The organism is Marinobacterium arenosum (assembly GCF_019795155.1).
Lineage (GTDB): Bacteria > Pseudomonadota > Gammaproteobacteria > Pseudomonadales > Balneatricaceae > Marinobacterium_C > Marinobacterium_C arenosum.
Map to the genome: position 1 here is coordinate 47,437 of NZ_JAILYN010000005.1, position 18,793 is coordinate 66,229.

Below are 18,793 nucleotides of genomic sequence, written 5' to 3' on the forward strand. Positions count from 1 at the left end.
GTAACCCATACAATGGCGCTATACGTACAGAAGTACGGCGGTACCTCGGTCGGCTCGGTGGAGCGGATCGAGGCGGTCGCAGATAAACTCAAGACGTTCCGGGAGCAGGGGCATGACCTGGTGGTGGTGGTCTCCGCGATGAGCGGCGAGACCAACCGGCTGATCGGGCTGGCCAGCCAGATCCAGGCGCAGCCCAACCCGCGCGAAATGGATGTGCTGGTCTCCACCGGCGAGCAGGTCACTATTGCGCTGCTGTGTATGGCGCTGGATAAGCGCGGCATCAGCGCCCGCTCCTACACCGGTTCCCAGGTCAAGATTCTGACCGACAGCGTACACACCAAGGCCCGAATCCGTGATATCGAGGTCTCCCGCATGCGGGAGGATCTGGAAGCCGGCCGGGTGGTTGTGGTGGCCGGTTTCCAGGGGGTCGACGGCCACGGCAATATCACCACCCTGGGGCGCGGCGGTTCCGATACCACCGGGGTGGCGCTGGCGGCGGCGTTGAAAGCCGACGAATGTCAGATCTACACCGATGTGGATGGGGTCTACACCACCGATCCACGGGTGGTCGACAGTGCCCGTCGGCTCGATAAGATTACCTTCGAGGAGATGCTGGAAATGGCCAGCCTGGGTTCGAAGGTGCTGCAGATCCGGGCGGTGGAGTTTGCCGGCAAATACAAGGTACCGCTGCGGGTACTGTCCAGCTTCGAGGACGGGCCCGGTACCCTGATAACCATTGAGGATGATGAAGCCGTGGAAAAACCGGTTATTTCAGGTATCGCATTTAACCGCGACGAGGCCAAGCTGACGGTGCAGGGGGTGCCCGATATTCCGGGTGTCGCTTCCCGTATCCTGGGGCCGATCAGCGCTGCCAATGTCGAGGTGGACATGATCGTGCAGAACGTGGCGGCCGATCAGACCACTGATTTCACGTTCTCGGTGCACCGCAACGACTTCGACAAGGCGGAAGCGATTCTGCAACGTGTCGCGGCGGAGCTGGGCGCGCGAGGGGTGGCCGGAGATAACAAAATTGCCAAGGTCTCCATCGTTGGTGTTGGTATGCGCTCTCATGCGGGTGTGGCCAGCAAGATGTTCGATGCCTTGGCAAAGGAAGGTATCAATATCCAGATGATATCCACCTCCGAGATCAAGGTCTCGGTCGTACTGGCGGAGAAGTATCTGGAGCTGGCGGTTCGTGCGCTGCATTCAGAGTTTGATCTGGACGCCCCGGAGGCTGTCAGCGAATCATAAAGTGCTGGTCTATAGTTAGAGCAGCGAGAAATTCGTGCCGCCGGACCAGGCTTTGTGGTGCCTGGCCGGCACTTCTGACCTGGAGTCAACAGGGGCGATAGGTCAGGAAGAAAAAGGACTACATAAGGAGATCCATCACCATGTTGATTCTAACCCGTCGCGTGGGCGAAACCTTGATGGTTGGTGACGACGTTACAGTGACTGTACTGGGAGTGAAAGGCAACCAGGTCCGTATCGGCGTTAATGCACCTAAGGACGTATCTGTTCATCGTGAGGAGATCTATCAGCGCATTCAGCGCGAAAAATCCGCCGATGGCAATCAGGAATAAATTTTTTCAAAATTCTTCTTTCTTTTTGAAAATCAATTCGATAAGATACGCGCCGTTGTTTAGGTGAGATGGCCGAGTGGCTGAAGGCGCGCCCCTGCTAAGGGCGTATACCGCAAGGTATCGAGGGTTCGAATCCCTCTCTCACCGCCATCAAGCGCCCGTAGCTCAGCTGGATAGAGTACCTGGCTACGAACCAGGCGGTCAGAGGTTCGAATCCTCTCGGGCGCGCCACTTTAAAACAACATTCTGGATGCGCCCGTAGCTCAGCTGGATAGAGTACCTGGCTACGAACCAGGCGGTCAGAGGTTCGAATCCTCTCGGGCGCGCCACTCCAGACGTTTCAGATTTTCGTATACGCGCCCGTAGCTCAGCTGGATAGAGTACCTGGCTACGAACCAGGCGGTCAGAGGTTCGAATCCTCTCGGGCGCGCCACTTTCCTTTCCCCGCTAGGTTATCCCCCATCAAGCCGGTATAATTTTCACCCTCAATTTTGACCGATTGCTGGTGTCCGACTCGATGAAATTTATTGCCAAACTGTTCCCCGAAATTGCCGTCAAGAGCCGCCCGGTTCGCAAGCGCCTGATCGCGCGTCTGCAGAACAACCTCAACGTGATGCTGCGTCGAATCGATGAGGGGATCAAGGTCAGCGGTCACTGGGACAAGGTCGAAGTCAGCTGTGACGGTGACGATGCCCAGCTGCGTGAGCAGATCGTCGACCTGATGGGGCGCACGCCGGGGATCCAGTATTTCATCGAGGTGCAGGAGTTTCCGCTCGGTGATTTCGACAACGCTTTCCAACTGACCCGCCAGTTCTACGCCGAAGCGCTTAAGGGCAAGACCTTTAAGGTGCGCGTCAAGCGCAGCGGTAAGCACGAATTCACCTCTATCGACCTGGAGCGCTACGTGGGCGGCGGTTTGCGTCAGCACACCGAAGCCAAGGGGGTCGACGTTCATAAGCCGGACCTCTATGTCGACCTGGAGGTGCGCAACGACAAGCTCTATATCATTACCGATCGCCACCCCGGCCAGGGCGGCTACCCGCTTGGCAGCCAGGATGCCGTGGTGTCGCTGATCTCCGGCGGTTTCGACTCCATCGTCGCCAGCTATATGACCATGCGGCGTGGCTGCAAAACCCATTTCCTGTTCTTCAACCTTGGCGGCAAGGCGCACGAGATCGGCGTCAAGCAGGTAGCGCTCTACCTGTGGCAGAAATACGGCTCCAGCGCGCGGGTCAAGTTCATCACCGTGCCGTTCGAAGAGGTGGTCGGTGAGATCCTGCAGAGCGTCCACCACTCCCACATGGGGGTGGTGCTGAAGCGGATGATGATGCGGGCCGGTGAGAAGGTGGCCGAGCGTATCGGTGCCCATGCGCTGGTGACCGGCGAGAGTGTCGCTCAGGTATCCAGCCAGACGCTGCCGAACCTGGCGCTGATCGACGCGGCTACCGAGACCTTGGTATTGCGGCCGCTGGTGACCATGGATAAGCAGGATATCATCGACAAGGCGACCGAGATCGGCACCTACGATTTCGCCAAGTCGATGCCGGAGTTCTGTGGCGTGATCTCCGATCGGCCGACCACCCATGCCAAGCGTGATCGCCTGGAGCAGGAGGAGGAGGGTTTCGACTTCGAGGTGTTGCAACGGGCGCTGGAGCAGACCCAGGTGATTAGCATCGACGAGATCGTCGAGGATGTGAACGTAAATGCCCAGGTTGAGGCGCTGACCAAAGTCGCGGCTAACCAGGTGATCGTCGACGTGCGCCATCCTCATGAGGCGGAGCGCAAGCCGCTGAACCTGCCGGGCTGTGAGGTGTTGACAATCCCGTTCTTTAAGTTGGACAGTGAATTTGCCGGCCTCGACCCGACCAAGGAGTACCTGCTGTATTGCGAGAAGGGCGTGATGAGCCAGATGCATGCCCAGCAGCTGCAGGATAAAGGGCATTTGAATGTTAAGGTCTATCGCCCGGATGGTGACGGCAAGGCATGACGCCTTGGCGACACTTGATGGTTTATTGTCGACAATATCCCCGGTTTAATGGTCATATTGTCTAAATTAGCAGCGGTTTTATTGCCTGTGGTTGGCTTTTCAGGTTTAATTGTGAGCCATTTACAACCTTAACCTCGCGGCCGTTGTCGGCATTTTTGTGACCGATCGCGACCGTTTGCACGGGTTTTGATCAATAAATAGGAGCCCCTCAAGATGGATAATCTCTTCTCAGAAGGCCTCAACCTGATGGTCTTCGGTATGGGATTTGTCTTCGTCTTCCTGACCCTGCTTGTCTTCGCTACCGGCATCATGTCCAAGGTGGTTGGCAAGTATGCGCCCGAGCCGCAGCCAAAAGCGGCGGCACCGAAGGCGGCGAAGCCGGCTGCAGCCAGTAGTAGTAATGATGAGCTGATCGCAGTGATGACTGCAGCTGTTCATAAGTACCGCTCCTGAGCCGACAGACGGCAGATTAGAAAAGAATAAACTTGCATTAAATTGACAGAAGGCCATTACCCATGTCCGACGCAAAGAAACCTCTGGGCATTACCGACGTAGTACTGCGCGACGCACACCAGTCGCTGTTTGCTACGCGTATGCGCGTGGAAGACATGCTCCCGATCGCCGAGAAGCTGGATAAAGTCGGCTTCTGGTCCCTGGAGAGCTGGGGCGGTGCGACATTTGATTCCTGCATCCGCTTTATCGGCGAAGACCCCTGGGAACGCATCCGTTTGCTGAAGCAGGCGATGCCGAACACCAAGCAGCAGATGCTGCTGCGTGGTCAGAACCTGCTGGGCTATCGTCACTATGCTGACGATGTCGTCAACAAATTCGTTGAGCGTGCCGCTACCAACGGCGTTGATGTGTTCCGTATCTTCGATGCGATGAACGACCCGCGTAACCTGGAAACCGCCATCAAGGCGGTCAAGGCGACCGGCAAGCACGCTCAAGGCACCATCTCCTTCACCAAGAGCCCGGTACACACCACCGATATGTGGGTGGAGTATGCCAAGACGCTGGAGGATATGGGCGCCGAGTCGATCGCGATCAAGGATATGTCCGGTATCCTGACACCGTACGACGCCTTTGATCTGGTATCCCGCCTGAAGGCGCAGACCGATCTGGAAGTGCAGTTGCATGCACATGCGACCTCCGGGTTGTCCGACATGACCATCCTGAAGGCGGTGGAAGCCGGTATCGACCGTGTCGATACAGCAATCTCCTCCATGTCCATGACCTACGGTCATACGGCCACCGAATCTGTGGTGGCGGCGCTGGCGGGTACCGACCGTGATACCGGGCTGGACCTGAACATGCTGGAGGAGATTGCCGCTTACTTCCGTGCAGTGCGCAAGAAATACGCCAAGTTCGAAGGCTCTCTGCGCGGTACCGACTCCCGTATCCTGGTGGCTCAGGTGCCGGGCGGTATGCTGACCAACATGGAGAACCAGCTCAAGGAGCAGGGCGCGGCGGACAAATTTGACGAAGTGCTGGCCGAGATTCCGCGTGTGCGTGAAGATCTGGGCTGGATCCCGCTGGTCACCCCGACCTCCCAGATCGTGGGAACCCAGGCGGTGATCAATGTGTTGATGGGCGAGCGTTACAAGACCATCTCCAAAGAGGTTCAGGGCATCCTCAAAGGCGAATACGGTGCCGCGCCGGCGTCATATAACGCCGAGCTTCAGGCACGAGTGCTGGATGGTGGCGAAGCGATCACCTGCCGCCCGGCGGATCTGCTAGAGCCTGAGCTGGACAAGCTGGTCGACGAGCTGCGCGCAACCTCCAACGAGAAAGGCGTTCAGCTGATGGCCGGTGAGAACGAGATCGATGACGTTCTGACCTACGCTCTGTTCCCGCAGATCGGCCTGAAATTCCTGGAAAACCGTGGTAACCCCGACGCATTTGAACCTGCACCGACACTAGAGGACGCACAAGCAATGGCTGCACCGAAGAAATCCGGCCCGGAAGTCTACACCATCTCCGTTAACGGTCAGAACTACGTGGTACAGGTCACCGAAGGTGGCGATATCTCTGCGGTAGCACCTGCTGCTCCGGCCGCGGCGGCTCCGGCTGCTGCTCCGGCGGCCGATGCGGAAGCCGTGGCGGCGCCGCTGGCGGGCAACATCTGGAAAGTTCAGGTAGCGGCTGGCCAGGCGGTACAGGAAGGTGACGTACTGGTGATCCTCGAAGCGATGAAGATGGAAACCGAAGTGCGTGCCGCGCGTGCCGGTACCGTATCCACCGTGGATGTTAAGGAAGGTGACGCCGTACAGGTTGGCGACAGCCTACTGACTCTGGCGTAAGGGCAGCTTCTCCATGGAAAAATTGCTAGAACTCTGGCAGGCCTCCGGCATCTACAACATGGCGCCGGGCCAGCTGGTTATGATTCTGGTTGGCCTGTTGCTGCTGTTCCTGGCCATCCGTAAAAACTTTGAGCCATTGCTGCTGGTTCCGATCGGCTTTGGTGGCGTCCTCGCCAATATCCCGGAAGCGGGCCTGGCATTTTCTGCAGTGGAAAATGCCGTGCACTTCGCCAAGCCGGAAGTGATGCAGGCGATGGCTAATGCGTTGAGTATCACCTCGACCGATCCACACGATCTGCTGCACGCCTACCATGGCGCCAGCGCTGCCGCGCATGATGCGGCGGTCAATGTGGCGAAGGACGGTGGTTACAGCAACGGTATGCTGTACAACTTCTACACGGTGGCGATCGCCTCCGGTGCGGCGCCGCTGCTGATCTTCATGGGCGTTGGTGCGATGACCGACTTTGGTCCGCTGCTGGCCAACCCCAAAACCCTGTTCCTGGGGGCGGCGGCTCAGTTCGGTATCTTTGCGACCGTGCTGGGTGCGGTGGGGCTGAGCGTACTCGGCATCATGGATTTCAGTATCCAGGATGCCGCCGCGATCGGTATCATCGGTGGCGCCGACGGTCCGACGGCGATCTACGTTGCCAGCCTGCTGGCACCGCAGTTGCTGGGCGCGATCGCAGTAGCCGCGTACTCCTACATGGCGCTGGTACCGATGATTCAGCCGCCGATCATGCGCGCCCTGACCACCGAGCAGGAGCGTAAGATCGCGATGGTTCAGCTGCGTCATGTCAGCAAGACCGAGAAGATCATGTTCCCGATCCTGCTGCTGGTACTGGTGGCTCTGCTGCTGCCGGATGCCGCGCCGCTGCTGGGTATGTTCTGCTTCGGTAACCTGATGCGCGAGTGTGGCGTGGTCGACCGTCTGAGCGATACCGCTCAGAATGCGCTGATCAACATCGTCACCATCTTCCTGGGCCTGTCGGTCGGCTCCAAGCTGTCCGCCGACAAGTTCCTGGACGTGGAAACGCTGGGTATCCTGGTGCTGGGTATCGTTGCCTTCGGTATCGGTACTGCTTGTGGCGTGCTGATGGCCAAGGCGATGAACAAGATGGCCGGCGGTAATGCGATCAACCCGCTGATCGGCTCGGCCGGTGTATCGGCGGTACCGATGGCCGCCCGGGTATCCAACAAGCTTGGCCTGGAGGCCAACCCGCAGAACTTCCTGCTGATGCATGCGATGGGCCCGAACGTGGCCGGCGTTATCGGCTCGGCGGTTGCTGCCGGTGTGATGATCAAGTTCGTCGGCTGATCGGTCGACCTGGCGACATAAAAAAGGCTGCCCGGAGGCAGCCTTTTTTCGTAGTGGACAGTGTTGAGTTTACAGTTCACAGAACGTTGCTATCGCGCACCGCTGGCGCAACCGGGTGTTACTGGAGACTGTTAACTCCTCTTAATGCCCGGCCAGCACTTCCAGGTGTGCCTGTACGCTGAACGCCAGCGCCACCGGGTTGTAGCCGCCCTCCAGCATCGAAACCAGCCGCCCCTGGCAGCTGCTGCGGGCGATATCCATCAACACCTGGGTGACCCAGCGGTAGTCCTCCTCGGTCAGCATCAGGTCGGCCATCGGGTCTTCCTGGTGGGCATCGAAACCCGCCGAGATGAACAGCATGTCGGGCCGGTGCGCGTGCAATGCCGGTACCACATGGTTCTCGATCAACCGGCGGAACACCCGGCCGTCGCTGTTGGCCTCCATCGGGCAGTTGACGATATTGCCGCGCCGGATGTCGGCATAACGCTCCGGGTAGAAGGGGTGCTGGAAGGTGGAGCAGACCAGCACCTCGGGCAGGTCCTTGAATATATCGACGGTGCCGTTGCCGTGGTGGACGTCGAAGTCGACGATCGCCACCCGGTTGATGCCCGGCTGCTGCAGCGCATGCATAGCGGCGATCGCCACGTTGTTGTAGAAGCAGAAGCCCATCGGGATGTTGTGTTCGGCATGGTGGCCGGGCGGTCGTACCGCGCAGAAGGCGTTGTCGGCCCGGCCGGCCAGCACCCGGTTGACCGCCAGGATACCGGCACCCGCCGCCAGATCAGCGGCCTGCAGGGAGTCAGGGCAGAGCGCGGTATCTTCATCGGTGTAGACGACACCCGCTTCCGGCAGCTTCATCTCCAGCCGCTTCTGGTGCAGCTTGGCGTGGGCCAGCTGGATCTGCTGTGCGGTCACCGGCACCGCTTCGAACTGCTCCAGCTCCTGCAGCAGGCCGGTTTTTTCCAATACCTTGCGGATTGCCAGCAGCCGTACCGGGCTTTCCGGGTGCTCCGGTCCCATATTGTGCAGTCCACAGTCCTGGTGGCTGATGTACGCAGTTGTCATATTTATTATGTCCTTATGCTTCGAATCTGGCGCGCTGGCTGGTAACTGTACCGACGGCAGGTGTTTTCTGTTGCAGATGGCTAGCCGGCCGGACCGGCGGGTCGCAGATTCGCTCTAGTCCCAGTGTAATGAAATCGGCGCTCCGCAGGTGTTAGTCATAGGTCGTAGCCGTGCTGTCGAGGTGCCGAAGGTGGCATTCGATTGATCTGAATCATACGCGGGGGCGCAAGCCGGCTATAGCATAACCCTACAGCATAGAACTGTCTTAGCACCGAGTGTCTCACCCTACACCCGGTGCTTTTTTTTGGTTTATTTTCGCGGTCGTTATCGATCAGCGGCAAAGAGTGAAAATTCCGGTTTCCGGTGGTGTGCGGCATGACCGTAAAACGGTGCGTCGCGCATAGGTGGCAAGAGCACCGTCCCTCCAAGAGCCATAGAACGTTGCAGGTGCTATCGTTGCCGGTCGCCCGAGCATATACGTTTTGGCGATGAGCAACTATCATAAGCGATTAGCAAGTATTCCTGTGTTTAGTTCATAAGGCCTCTCTAGTGGTTAGGAAAACCCCGTCTGTAGTGGATTATTCGTCCAAGAATGTTCTGCTGATCGAAAGCAGCGGTAACATGCGCTCGACGATTGTCTACATGTTGCGCAGCCTCGGGGTGCAGAATATCAAGGCGATCACCATCAACAGCCGGGTGTTTGTCGAGATAGCCGAGAGTCGCTACGACGTTATCCTGCTTGGCCACAATAATCGCGAGTCGGTCGGCGGTATCCAGATTCTTGAGGAAGCGCGCTTTCGCGGGGTGATGAGGCCGAGTGTCGCCTGGTTGTTCATGACCGGGGACGCCTCCCAGGAGCTGATCCTGCACGCGATCGACAGTAAACCGGATGCAGTGGTGACAAAACCGTTCAGCGTCGACGAGTTGAAGCGCCGGCTGGATGGTGTGTTGCGGCGCAAGGCGATGTTCCACCAGATCGAAGAGGCGATCGAGCGGGAGGACTGGGAAGAGGCGCTACTGCGCTGCGAACGTGATTTCTCGCCGACCATGGATACCTACGGCCAAGCCCAGGTCATCAAGGCTGAGATGCTGGCCCGTCTCAATCAGCACCAGGAGGCGCTGCAGGTGCTGGAGGAGGCGTACTGGCGCCGGCAGGACAAGGAGGTGGCGTTCGCCTGGGCCAGGCTGGCACTGGAGATGGAGCGCTACGAGGTCGCCCGCGACCTGTTGCTCGACCTTATTCAGCGTCACCCGCTGTTGATCGCCGCCTATGATCTGCTGGCCGAGGTGCACGAGTGCCTCGGTGACACGGAGGCCGCATTGGAGGCGCTACAGGAGGCGACCGCCCGGGCACCGATGGGGATCCCCCGCCAGATGCGCCTTGGCCGCACGGCGACCCAGACCGGCCGCTACGATCTGGCCAGCGGCGCCTATCAGAAATCGATCATATTGGGCCGGCACAGCTGCTATCGGTCGCCGGAGCCGTACCTGCGACTGGCTAACATCCGACGTCTGGAGTTGAACGGGGCCACCGGTCGGCAAAGGGATAGCCTTGCCGGTGGTATCGAGCAGTTGCTGGTCAATGCCCAGTCCAAATTTCCGCGTGATAGGGAGCTGGAGGTCAGGGCGGCACTGCTGCGGGCCGAGATGTACAAGGAGCTTGGCGATAGCCTTAATACCAAGAAGTTCCAGGAAGCCGCGCAGATGTACAACCAGGAGTTGGAGCAACCGCTCGACCTGGAGCGGGAACGACTCGACGTCACCGGCGACAAGGTGCCGGTACTGGAACCGGTGGCTCAGCCGATCGAGCCGTCACCGGAATCGGCGCCGCAGGGCCAGCCGGGCCAGGACCCGATGATGAGCCAGAAGGTCAACCGGCAGGGGGTCAAGCAGTACCTGGCCGGCAAGCTGGTTCAGGCCATCAAGCACTTCACCCTGGCGATCGACTACGACCGCAACAACGCCTATGCGCTGCTTAACCTGGCCCAGTTATTTCTGGAAACGGCACGGGACAGCCAGCAGAATCGTGACGAGCGGCTGAAGATGGCCGACCGTTATCTGAAGCTGACCAAGTTGCTGGACCTCGACGACAGCGCCGGGCAGAAAGCGGAGCTGCTGGCGGAGCTGTTGGCCGCTGGCGTGGAGCAACTGCCAGACGGCTCGCTCGGCGCCCTGTTGCGCTGACGGCCAGTTTGGCACCAGTCCTGAGTTATCCAGGCCAGGTTGGTCGGCGGGCAGCGGTTCGCAACGGTTCTTTCCCGCTTGGCTGCCCTATGGGACTGGCGTATAGTGCCTGCTGACGATTGTAGTTGGATGTTATGACCTGCCTCACCAGCTTTCCGCGGCGTCCCTTCCGGGCCCGCGGCTCGAATGTCGAGCGCTGCGGCCACTGCCTGTTGACGCCGCGCACCTGTATCTGTGAATTCCGCTTTCTGCACCATGCCCAGGCGCGCTTCTGCCTGCTGATGCATCGCAAGGAACAGTACAAGCCCACCAATACCGGCCGCCTGATTGGCGATGTGATCGCCAATACCGAACAGCTTGAATGGCAGCGTACGGCGCCTGGCGAACGTTTGGCCCGGTTGCTGGACGACCCCACGCTGGCGCCCCATATCGTCTTCCCGCCGGCGGAGGATTATCGTCACCGGATGGTTAGCCGGCCGGTCGACGACGGCCGTATCCCGCTGTTTATTTTGCCGGACGGTACCTGGCGGCAGGCCCGGCGGATTTTCCGCCACAGCCGCTATCTGGATCAGCTGCCGGTGATCTCGCCGCAGCAGCAGCTGTTGAGCCGCTATCATCTGCGTAAGAAGATCGAACCGGATCAACTCTGTACAGCGGAGGTGGCAGCTGCCATGCTCGATCAGATAGGGGATCCCCGTTCAGCCCGGTTGCTGGACGCGTATTTTGATATTTTTAACGAACACTACCGTGCCTCACGGCTGACCCGGCCGCTGAACCCCGAACAACCGGCCAAGCAGCTGATCCGGGCGTTACAACGGGGCGAATGGCCTGCAGCGGGTTGAGGTAGACGGATGCGGTCGCGTTCCGGCCGCCTGAATGGAATGGAGCTATGACAGAGCATTGGAGTCAGCGCGATCCGTTCGCGGCGCGCGAGCGGGAAAAGTATGGTACGCCGGTCCCCAGCCGGGAGTATATCCAGCAGACGCTGGAACGAATTGGCAAGCCGCTGCCCCACGAACGGGTCTGCGATGCCCTCGGTATTGAAGACGAGGAGACTCGCGATGCGGTGCTGTTCCGGCTCAAGGCGATGTGCCGCGATGGCCAGTTGATCAGCAACCGCAAGAACGAGTTCGGCCTGATCCAGCACATGGGGCTGATCAAGGGACGGGTGATCGGACACCGCGACGGCTTCGGCTTCGTGAAGCCGGATGAGGGCGGCAGTGACCTGTTTATCAGCCCGCGCCAGATGCGCCAGGTATTCGACGGCGATCGGGTGCTGGTGCAGGAGCTGGGTGCCGATTTCAAAGGGCGTCGCGACGGCAAGATTGTCGAGGTGCTGGAGCGCTGTACCCACAAGCTGGTCGGCCGTTTCAAGGGCCAGGACGGCTTCGGCTACCTGACCCCGGAGAATCAGCGTATTCCTCAGGAGATCATGGTGGTCAGTGACCAATCGGCGCCGGCCTACCACGACGGCCAGCTGGTGGTCGCCGAGATCGTACAGCAACCGGGGCGGCGCCAGATGGCGCAGGCGCGGGTGATCGAGGTGTTGGGCGACCATATGGCGCCGGGCATGGAGATCCAGGTGGCGATCCACAACTACGATATCCCGCAGGATTGGCCGCAAGGCGTCAGTGACGAGATTGCCCAGCTGGATGTCGAGGTGGACGAGGCGGCCAAGGCCGGCCGGGTCGACCTGCGTCAGCTGCCGTTCGTCACCATCGACGGTGAGGACGCCAAGGACTTCGACGATGCGGTCTATGCCGAGCGAAACACCAGCGGCGGCTGGCGGCTGTGGGTGGCTATCGCCGATGTTTCCTGGTACGTGCGGCCCGGTACCGAACTGGACAGCGAAGCGCTGAAGCGCGGCAACTCGGTCTATTTCCCGGAATACGTGGTACCGATGCTGCCGGAACTGCTTTCCAATGGCCTCTGCTCGCTGAACCCGCAGGTCGACCGGCTGGCGATGGTCTGCGAGATGACCATCAGCAAGGCCGGTCGATTGTCCGGTTACCGCTTCTACGAGGCGGTGATCAATTCCCACGCCCGGCTGACCTATACCCAGGTGGGCGCCATGCTGACCGAGGCCGATACCGAGTACGGTGCGCGGATGCGGCGGGAGTACGAAGGGCTGCTACGCCACCTGGAAAACCTGCACGGCCTCTATTTCAATTTGCGCAATGCCCGCGAGCAGCGCGGCGCGATCGATTTTGAAACCACCGAGACGCGGATCCTGTTCGACGAGACACGCAAGATCGAGCAGATCGTGCCGGTCCAGCGCAACGATGCCCATAAGCTGATCGAAGAGTGCATGCTGTGCGCCAACGTGGCCACCGCCCGTTTCCTGCATAAGCTGAAGCGGCCGGCGATCTACCGGATTCACGAAGGACCCAAGGCGCAGAAACTGGAAAACCTGCGTGGCTTCCTCGGCGAGCTGGGGCTGGCGATCAGCGGCGGTGACGACCCGAGCCCGGAGGATTTCCAGCAGCTGGCGACGATGATCGAGAACCGGCCCGACCGCCACCTGATCCAGACCATGATGCTGCGCTCGATGAACCAGGCGGTCTACAGTCCGGACAACCAGGGCCATTTCGGGCTGGCCTACTCGGCCTATACTCATTTCACCTCGCCGATCCGCCGCTACCCGGACCTGGTGGTGCACCGGTTGATCCGGGCCGCACTGCACAGTGAGCGGGAGGAGCGTTCGTTGTTGCGGGCCGACGACTTCGCCGTCAATCCGCAGTTCGCCGTGCAGTACGACATGCCGCAGATGCTGCAGCTGGGTGAGCACTGCTCGATGACTGAGCGTCGCGCCGACGATGCCACCCGTGATGTGGTGGCCTGGCTGAAGTGCGAGTACATGAGAGATCAGGTCGGCGGGGAGTTCGACGGCGTGGTGGCGGCCGTGACCGGCTTCGGCCTGTTCGTCGAGCTCGACCAGGTGTTCGTCGAGGGGCTGATCCATGTCACCGGCCTGCCGTCTGATTACTACCAGTTCGATGCCGGCAAGCAGCGGTTGATCGGTGAGCGTACCTGCAAGGTGTTCCGTCTCGGCGACCGGCTGAGGGTTCGGGTGGCACGGGTCGACCTGGATGAGCGTAAGATCGATTTCGAGCTGATCTCGGTCGAGCAACGGGGCCGTAAACAGTCGAGCGTCCGCCAGCAACTGGCGGCAGGCAAGCTGGGTGGCGAGCTGCCGGCTGAGAAAGCCGCCAAGCCGCGCCGGCGACCGGCTGCCAAGGGCGCGAAGGACAAGGCCCCGCTGTCTGCAGCGGAGCGGGAGCAGCAGGCGTTCAGTGCCGAGTCCGCCGGCAAGAGTCAGAAGGCCAAGAAGCGTAAAGCCAAGGCGGGCGGCAAGACCACCGCCAAGACTGACAAGAAGGCCAAAGCCGACAAGGTTGGGAAAGTCAGCCGCTGAGCTGGTAGAACTGCAGTGCGCCGGAGGTGCAGGCCAATAGATAGAGGCCTGTACCTACGGCGACCCCGCAGCCAATCTGGCGGCGCAGCCGGCTATCCAGCGGCAGCGGTCGGTGGTCCAGCCAGAGCCGCCAGCACAGTGCCGCCACTATCCCTTCAAGCGCACCGGCCAGCGCATCCAGCGGCCAGTGCAGGTCCAGCAGCACCCGCGACAGTGGCACCAGCGTCACCGGCAGCAATGTCAGTGTATATAGCCGCCTGCGTAGCCGGTCCGGCCAGCCCCGAACCAGCAACACCGCCAGCATCGCGAAGAATCCTGCCGCGGCACTGGCGTGACCGCTGGGGAAGCTCCAGCTGTCATAGAGGCTGGTTCCCAGCGGGGGGCGCGGTAGCGCGTACAGCCACTTAAGACCGCTGTTGAATGCTACCAGGGCGAACAGCAGGCTGATAAACACCAGGCCGTGGCGCCAGAGGCCGCGCCAGGCCAGCAGGGCGACGAGTCCGAAGCTCAGGCCGAGCAGCAGCACCTTGTCACCCAGCTGGGTTATGGCCACGGCCGCCGGCTTCAGCCAGTGCGGCCATTGTTGCAGTTGTTGGTGCCAGAGTTGTTCGCTGTCCGGCACGCCAACCAATAACCGTATCAGGCAGAGCAGCGTCAGCAGCGTAAGCGCGGTCGCCAGCAGCAACCAACTGCCGCGTGGTTCCGGTAGCCAGCCGAGTTGGCGTGCCAGCCAGCGCTGCGGCTGCAACTGCAGGTGCAGGCTGTGCCACAGCAGCATCAGTAGCAGCAGGGCACCGAGCAGTTGCAGTGGCCCGTTCCAGTAGGGTTGCAGCTGTTGGCTCTGTTCGCCGAGCCAATAGCCGGGCAGCAGGTAGGCCGGTGCCCAGAGCAGCGCCGAGAGGATATTGACTAGCATGAAGCGCAGCGGCGGCATCGCCATGCTGCCGGCGATAAACGGGATGAACGGCCGTACCGGTCCGACGAAGCGACCCACCAGGACGCTCAGCCCGCCGTAGCGGGCGAAGAACCGGTGGCCATCTGCCAGCCAACGGGGGTGGCGCCGGAACAGTGCCAGACTGGCGATTGAACCGGCCCAATGACGACCCAGCCAGTAGCTGATACCGTCACCCAGCACCGCGCCGACGAACCCCCAGCCGAGCAGCACCGGCAACGCCAGCTGTTGCTGGCCGGCCAGCCAGCTCAGCGAGGCGATCAAAGCCACGCCGGGTACCAGCAGGCCGACCAGCAGCAGCGACTCCAGCAGTGCCACCAGGCCGATCAGCAGCGGCAGTCCCTGCGGGCTGTAAAACCAGTCGATCAGCGCAGCGATCATCTCAATATCCAGTCCATTTGCCGGCAGTATACTCCGTTGGCAACGCACCAAGGGAAACAGTTCCTGCTATAATCGCGCCCCATCTCATCTGATTACCCCGACGGGACGGCCTGATGAACGAGATTATCCTGATGACCCTGTCCGGCGAAGACAAGCCGGGCGTGACTTCCGCCCTGACCGCCATCCTGGCGCAGTACAAGATCAATATCCTGGATATCGGCCAGGCGGTGATCCATAACACCCTGTCGCTTGGCATTCTGATCCAGGTGCCGAAGGAGGCGGAATCTTCGCCGCTGCTGCGCGACATATTGTTCAAGGCGCATGAGTTGAACATGCAGGTCCGTTTTCAGCCGGTACTGGATGGTGAGTACGAGCAGTGGGTGGAGCACCAGGGCAAGTCCCGTCACATCATCAGTCTGCTGGCCCGTAAGATCAGTGCTGAACATATCGCCCGGGTAACCCAGGTGGCGGCCGCGCACGGCCTGAACATCGACAATATCAGCCGCTTGTCCGGCCGGGTATCGCTGCAGGAGTCGGCCCAGGATCGCACCAAGGCCTGCGTCGAGTTCTCGGTGCGCGGCGGGCCGGCCGATGCCGCTGCGCTGCGTGAGGAGTTCCTCAGTGTAGCGGCCGAAATGGACGTGGATATCGCTTTCCAGGAGGACAGCATCTACCGCCGCAACCGCCGGCTGGTGGTGTTCGATATGGATTCGACGCTGATCGAGGCGGAGGTGATCGACGAGCTGGCCAAGGAGGCCGGTGTCGGCGACCAGGTCATTGAGATCACCGAGGCGGCGATGCGTGGCGAGATCGATTTCAACGAGAGCTTCCGGCGCCGGGTCGGCCTGCTGAAGGGGCTGGATGAATCGGTTCTTGAGCGGATCGCCGAGCGACTGCCGCTGACCGAAGGGGCCGAGGAGTTGGTCTCCAACCTGAAGGCGCTGGGTTTCAAGACCGCCATCCTGTCCGGTGGCTTCACCTACTTCGGCGAGTATCTGCGTCGCAAGCTGGGCTTCGACTACGTCTACGCCAACGAGTTGGATATCCGCGACGGCAAGGTGACCGGCGAAGTGACCGGTACCATCGTCAACGGCGAGCGCAAGGCGGAACTGCTGCGCGAGATCGCCGCCCGCGAAGGGGTTCGGTTGGAGCAGACCATCGCCGTCGGCGACGGCGCCAACGACCTGCCGATGCTGTCGATTGCCGGCCTGGGGATCGCCTTCAGGGCCAAGCCGCTGGTGCGCCAGAGTGCCAAGCAGGCAATCTCGACACTGGGGCTGGACGGTATTCTCTACCTGATCGGCTTCCGTGATCGCGATACCCTGCAATAGCTGCTCAGTGGTAGCTATTCACTTATTGAATTAAGCAAACCGGCGCCTCAGGGCGCCGGTTTTCGTTTTGGCTCGGGAGCAGTGGGTTACTGCTGGAAGAAGTCGTACTGCATCTCCTCGCTGGGCGACTGCAGGTAGTGACCCTGTACGTAGCGGATCTGCGCCCGCCAGAGCTTGCTCATCACCCGGGCGGATTCGACCAGCGGGGCGATGGTCTGACAGTCGCCGGCATGCAGCGAACTGACCAGCTTCATGAAGTTCTGGTCGTGCAGGTTGTCCTGGTTGAGGTCGTTGATATAGGTGCCGTCCAGCTTCACGTAGCGCGGTTTCAGCTGCTTCAATACCCGGTCGGCGCTATTGGAGCTGCCGTAATGCTTGATGCACAGCGGGCTGTGCAGGCGTTTCAAGGATTCCGCCCAGTCCCGAGCCCGCTGCAGCTGTGCCAGCACATCGGTCTCACTGAGCTGGAAGATCAGTTGCTCGCCGGAAACCCGGTGGCGCCGTAGCAGCTCGGCGATCCAGTTGATCAGGTTACGATCGCGCAGGGTGCGGCTGTTGAGGTTGATAAACAGCTGGGTATTCTCGCCCTGCTGTTGTAGTCGCTGGATGCATTGGTTGATCACCCAGCGGTCCAGTTGTACGCAAAGGGTGTCCAGGTTGAACGCGGTCAGGAAAGGCGCCGGTGAGTACTCCCGGCCCTGTTCGTCCTGCAGGCGCAGCAGTACCTCGTAACGCCCCCGACTGTCCTGCTGGGCCAGGCCGACCACCGGCTGGAACAGCAGCTTCATCCGCTCCTTTTCGACCGCTTCGCGCAGGGTCTGCAGTACGCCATCGCGTTGCAGTGATTGGGGTTCATGGATGATGGCGGTGTACAGCTCGACATGCGGGCCCGAGTTGAGCTGGTGGGTTCGTTCTATCGCTTTGCGGCCCTGGCTGAGCAATGCGTCTATGCTGGCGGCGTTGTCATTGATCGGCACTACGCCGGCGGCCCAGCGTAGTTCGACCGGTTGTTTGACTGCTGTCAGGGTCAGCTGGTCCAGTTCCGATACCAGTTGTCGGGCGACCTCCAATGCCGTTTGCTGGCGGGCATCCTGATAGATCACCAAATAGCTATCGTCCTGCAGACGGCCGAGCGGGTGGGGGTTGCCGATCGCTTCACGCAGCAAGGTGGCGGCATCCAGGCTGAGCTGGTCGGTTGCGTAGGTGCCATACTGTTCGCGCAGCTGGTTGAAGTTCTCCAGCTGGACATACAGCAAATTGCAGTCATGGCCGCCATCCAGTGCGCGCCTGTAGCAGCGATCGAGCTGCTCATGGATCTGCTCGCCGTTGGGCAGGCCGGTGATCAGGTCCAGCCGCTGCTGGCGCTCCTCCAGGGCTTGCTCGGGGCGTATAGTCAGTAGCAGTGTCGAGATGCCGTTATGGCGGATCTCCTGCATGCCGATGCTGGCTTTGAACTGGCTACCGTCGACACGCTGGCAGGTGAGGTTCTGCCACTGTTCCGTCAGGTGGTCCTGCAGGAAGCTGCGTAGCTGATCCTGGAAGACAGGCTGGTCATCCTCCATGATCAGGGTGTCGATGGGCTTGTTGAGCAGTGCTTCGCTGCTGTCATAGCCGAACTGGTGCAGCAGGCTCTGGTTCAGGTAGACGATATGATCCGGATCGCAGCAGCAGAGGGCTTCGCTGGAATGGTTCATCAGCCGGTTCTGGCGCTGCTCCGCTTCATGTAGCAGCAGATCGATGCGTTTCAGCCTGCGTCGCTGCTCCAGAGACTCCAGCTCTCTTCGAATGCATACCAGTACCAGTTCCGGATCATCAGCAGGCAGTACCGCCTTGAGCTGCTGATGAAGGCCCTGATAGATCGCCTGTTTGCTGCAGGTCTCCAGCAACTGGATCACCGGGATATCTCGGTTCTGCTGATACAGCAATTCGATAATACGCCGGGCCGGCAGCTGCGCCGCCTGGTCACCGCAGATGATAAGGTCCCAGCTGCGCTGACTCAGCTCGTCCAGCAGCTCTTCCGGCGTATCGACTTGCCGGGTGCGAGGGCCGATATGGGTGCCGCGCAGCACGGTACAGACCTGGTCGGCCAGCTCTAACGGCAGGCCGATGAACAGCAGCTCGACATTCTTACGTAAAGGCTGGCGGCGGCGCTGTGACAACTCCTTGAGCAGCGCGACATTGGAAAGCGCAACAGTCTGATTCATCAATGAATTCCCCGCATTCATTGCAGTGGGGCGAGTGATCCTTGCCCCAAGTTTAGACCCGGTTGACGAGAAATGTCAG

The 18,793-nt window shown here is 60.6% G+C and carries 13 protein-coding genes and 4 tRNA genes; 14 read left to right on the plus strand and 3 right to left on the minus strand.

Annotated features, from left to right (window positions below):
• Positions 1–12: 12 nt before the first annotated feature.
• From K6T12_RS03600 to K6T12_RS03645, 10 genes are all read left to right on the plus strand, one after another.
• The gene (locus K6T12_RS03600; RefSeq protein WP_222219581.1) at positions 13–1,251 is read left to right on the plus strand and encodes an aspartate kinase; all 1,239 of its coding nucleotides are present in this window, start codon (positions 13–15) and stop codon (positions 1,249–1,251) included.
• A 140-nt stretch (positions 1,252–1,391) separates the two neighbouring features.
• Entirely contained in the window at positions 1,392–1,580 is a 189-nt protein-coding gene (gene csrA, locus K6T12_RS03605; protein WP_222219583.1) for a carbon storage regulator CsrA, read from the plus strand.
• Positions 1,581–1,642: 62 nt separating this feature from the next.
• Positions 1,643–1,730 (plus strand) — tRNA-Ser (locus K6T12_RS03610).
• Between the two features lie 4 nt (positions 1,731–1,734).
• Positions 1,735–1,811, plus strand: a tRNA-Arg gene (locus K6T12_RS03615).
• A gap of 21 nt (positions 1,812–1,832) precedes the next feature.
• Positions 1,833–1,909: transfer RNA gene (locus K6T12_RS03620), tRNA-Arg, on the plus strand.
• Between the two features lie 27 nt (positions 1,910–1,936).
• Positions 1,937–2,013 (plus strand) — tRNA-Arg (locus tag K6T12_RS03625).
• An 84-nt stretch (positions 2,014–2,097) separates the two neighbouring features.
• Positions 2,098–3,567, plus strand: a complete 1,470-nt coding sequence (thiI, locus tag K6T12_RS03630) for a tRNA uracil 4-sulfurtransferase ThiI (RefSeq protein WP_222219585.1) — start codon at positions 2,098–2,100, stop codon at positions 3,565–3,567.
• Between the two features lie 213 nt (positions 3,568–3,780).
• Positions 3,781–4,020: an OadG family protein gene (locus K6T12_RS03635; RefSeq protein WP_222219588.1), complete on the plus strand. Its 240-nt coding sequence runs from the start codon at positions 3,781–3,783 to the stop codon at positions 4,018–4,020.
• Positions 4,021–4,082: 62 nt separating this feature from the next.
• Entirely contained in the window at positions 4,083–5,867 is a 1,785-nt protein-coding gene (gene oadA / locus K6T12_RS03640; protein ID WP_222219590.1) for a sodium-extruding oxaloacetate decarboxylase subunit alpha, read from the plus strand.
• A 13-nt stretch (positions 5,868–5,880) separates the two neighbouring features.
• Entirely contained in the window at positions 5,881–7,182 is a 1,302-nt protein-coding gene (locus tag K6T12_RS03645) for a sodium ion-translocating decarboxylase subunit beta (RefSeq protein ID WP_222219592.1), read from the plus strand.
• Positions 7,183–7,323: 141 nt separating this feature from the next.
• Here the strand turns inward: K6T12_RS03645 and K6T12_RS03650 are convergent, their stop codons facing one another.
• Positions 7,324–8,247 carry a histone deacetylase family protein gene (locus K6T12_RS03650; protein WP_222219594.1) on the minus strand — a complete coding sequence of 308 codons (924 nt, stop codon included), beginning with the start codon at positions 8,245–8,247 and terminating at the stop codon, positions 7,324–7,326.
• Positions 8,248–8,868: 621 nt separating this feature from the next.
• On the opposite strand from K6T12_RS03650, the gene K6T12_RS03655 reads away from it, so the two are divergent.
• The 3 genes from K6T12_RS03655 (at position 8,869) to rnr (ending at position 13,846) form a co-directional block, all read left to right on the plus strand.
• Positions 8,869–10,431 carry a tetratricopeptide repeat protein gene (locus K6T12_RS03655; protein WP_222219596.1) on the plus strand — a complete coding sequence of 521 codons (1,563 nt, stop codon included), beginning with the start codon at positions 8,869–8,871 and terminating at the stop codon, positions 10,429–10,431.
• Between the two features lie 134 nt (positions 10,432–10,565).
• Positions 10,566–11,273, plus strand: coding sequence for a tRNA-uridine aminocarboxypropyltransferase (locus tag K6T12_RS03660; protein ID WP_222219598.1), 708 nt, complete (start codon positions 10,566–10,568; stop codon positions 11,271–11,273).
• A 47-nt stretch (positions 11,274–11,320) separates the two neighbouring features.
• Positions 11,321–13,846 carry a ribonuclease R gene (gene rnr, locus K6T12_RS03665; RefSeq protein WP_222219600.1) on the plus strand — a complete coding sequence of 842 codons (2,526 nt, stop codon included), beginning with the start codon at positions 11,321–11,323 and terminating at the stop codon, positions 13,844–13,846.
• Here the strand turns inward: rnr and K6T12_RS03670 are convergent.
• Positions 13,836–15,179 carry a bifunctional DedA family/phosphatase PAP2 family protein gene (locus K6T12_RS03670; protein ID WP_222219602.1) on the minus strand — a complete coding sequence of 448 codons (1,344 nt, stop codon included), beginning with the start codon at positions 15,177–15,179 and terminating at the stop codon, positions 13,836–13,838. The genes rnr and K6T12_RS03670 overlap by 11 nt on opposite strands.
• Before the next feature lie 113 nt (positions 15,180–15,292).
• Between K6T12_RS03670 and serB the strand changes: the two genes are divergently transcribed.
• The gene (serB, locus tag K6T12_RS03675) at positions 15,293–16,510 is read left to right on the plus strand and encodes a phosphoserine phosphatase SerB (RefSeq protein ID WP_222219604.1); all 1,218 of its coding nucleotides are present in this window, start codon (positions 15,293–15,295) and stop codon (positions 16,508–16,510) included.
• Positions 16,511–16,596: 86 nt separating this feature from the next.
• Here the strand turns inward: serB and K6T12_RS03680 are convergent, their stop codons facing one another.
• A complete protein-coding gene (locus K6T12_RS03680) occupies positions 16,597–18,714 on the minus strand; it encodes an EAL domain-containing protein (RefSeq protein ID WP_222219606.1) in 2,118 nt (705 codons plus the stop codon).
• Between the last annotated feature and the right edge of the window lie 79 nt (positions 18,715–18,793).

What these genes read in the sequence shown, in the direction of transcription:
- K6T12_RS03600 (WP_222219581.1), top strand. Translation starts at nt 13, where the DNA reads ATGGCGCTATACGTACAGAAGTACGGCGGTACCTCGGTCGGCTCGGTG.
- csrA (WP_222219583.1), top strand. Translation starts at nt 1,392, where the DNA reads ATGTTGATTCTAACCCGTCGCGTGGGCGAAACCTTGATGGTTGGTGAC.
- thiI (WP_222219585.1), top strand. Translation starts at nt 2,098, where the DNA reads ATGAAATTTATTGCCAAACTGTTCCCCGAAATTGCCGTCAAGAGCCGC.
- K6T12_RS03635 (WP_222219588.1), top strand. Translation starts at nt 3,781, where the DNA reads ATGGATAATCTCTTCTCAGAAGGCCTCAACCTGATGGTCTTCGGTATG.
- oadA (WP_222219590.1), top strand. Translation starts at nt 4,083, where the DNA reads ATGTCCGACGCAAAGAAACCTCTGGGCATTACCGACGTAGTACTGCGC.
- K6T12_RS03645 (WP_222219592.1), top strand. Translation starts at nt 5,881, where the DNA reads ATGGAAAAATTGCTAGAACTCTGGCAGGCCTCCGGCATCTACAACATG.
- K6T12_RS03650 (WP_222219594.1), bottom strand. Translation starts at nt 8,247, where the DNA reads ATGACAACTGCGTACATCAGCCACCAGGACTGTGGACTGCACAATATG.
- K6T12_RS03655 (WP_222219596.1), top strand. Translation starts at nt 8,869, where the DNA reads ATGCGCTCGACGATTGTCTACATGTTGCGCAGCCTCGGGGTGCAGAAT.
- K6T12_RS03660 (WP_222219598.1), top strand. Translation starts at nt 10,566, where the DNA reads ATGACCTGCCTCACCAGCTTTCCGCGGCGTCCCTTCCGGGCCCGCGGC.
- rnr (WP_222219600.1), top strand. Translation starts at nt 11,321, where the DNA reads ATGACAGAGCATTGGAGTCAGCGCGATCCGTTCGCGGCGCGCGAGCGG.
- K6T12_RS03670 (WP_222219602.1), bottom strand. Translation starts at nt 15,179, where the DNA reads ATGATCGCTGCGCTGATCGACTGGTTTTACAGCCCGCAGGGACTGCCG.
- serB (WP_222219604.1), top strand. Translation starts at nt 15,293, where the DNA reads ATGAACGAGATTATCCTGATGACCCTGTCCGGCGAAGACAAGCCGGGC.
- K6T12_RS03680 (WP_222219606.1), bottom strand. Translation starts at nt 18,714, where the DNA reads ATGAATCAGACTGTTGCGCTTTCCAATGTCGCGCTGCTCAAGGAGTTG.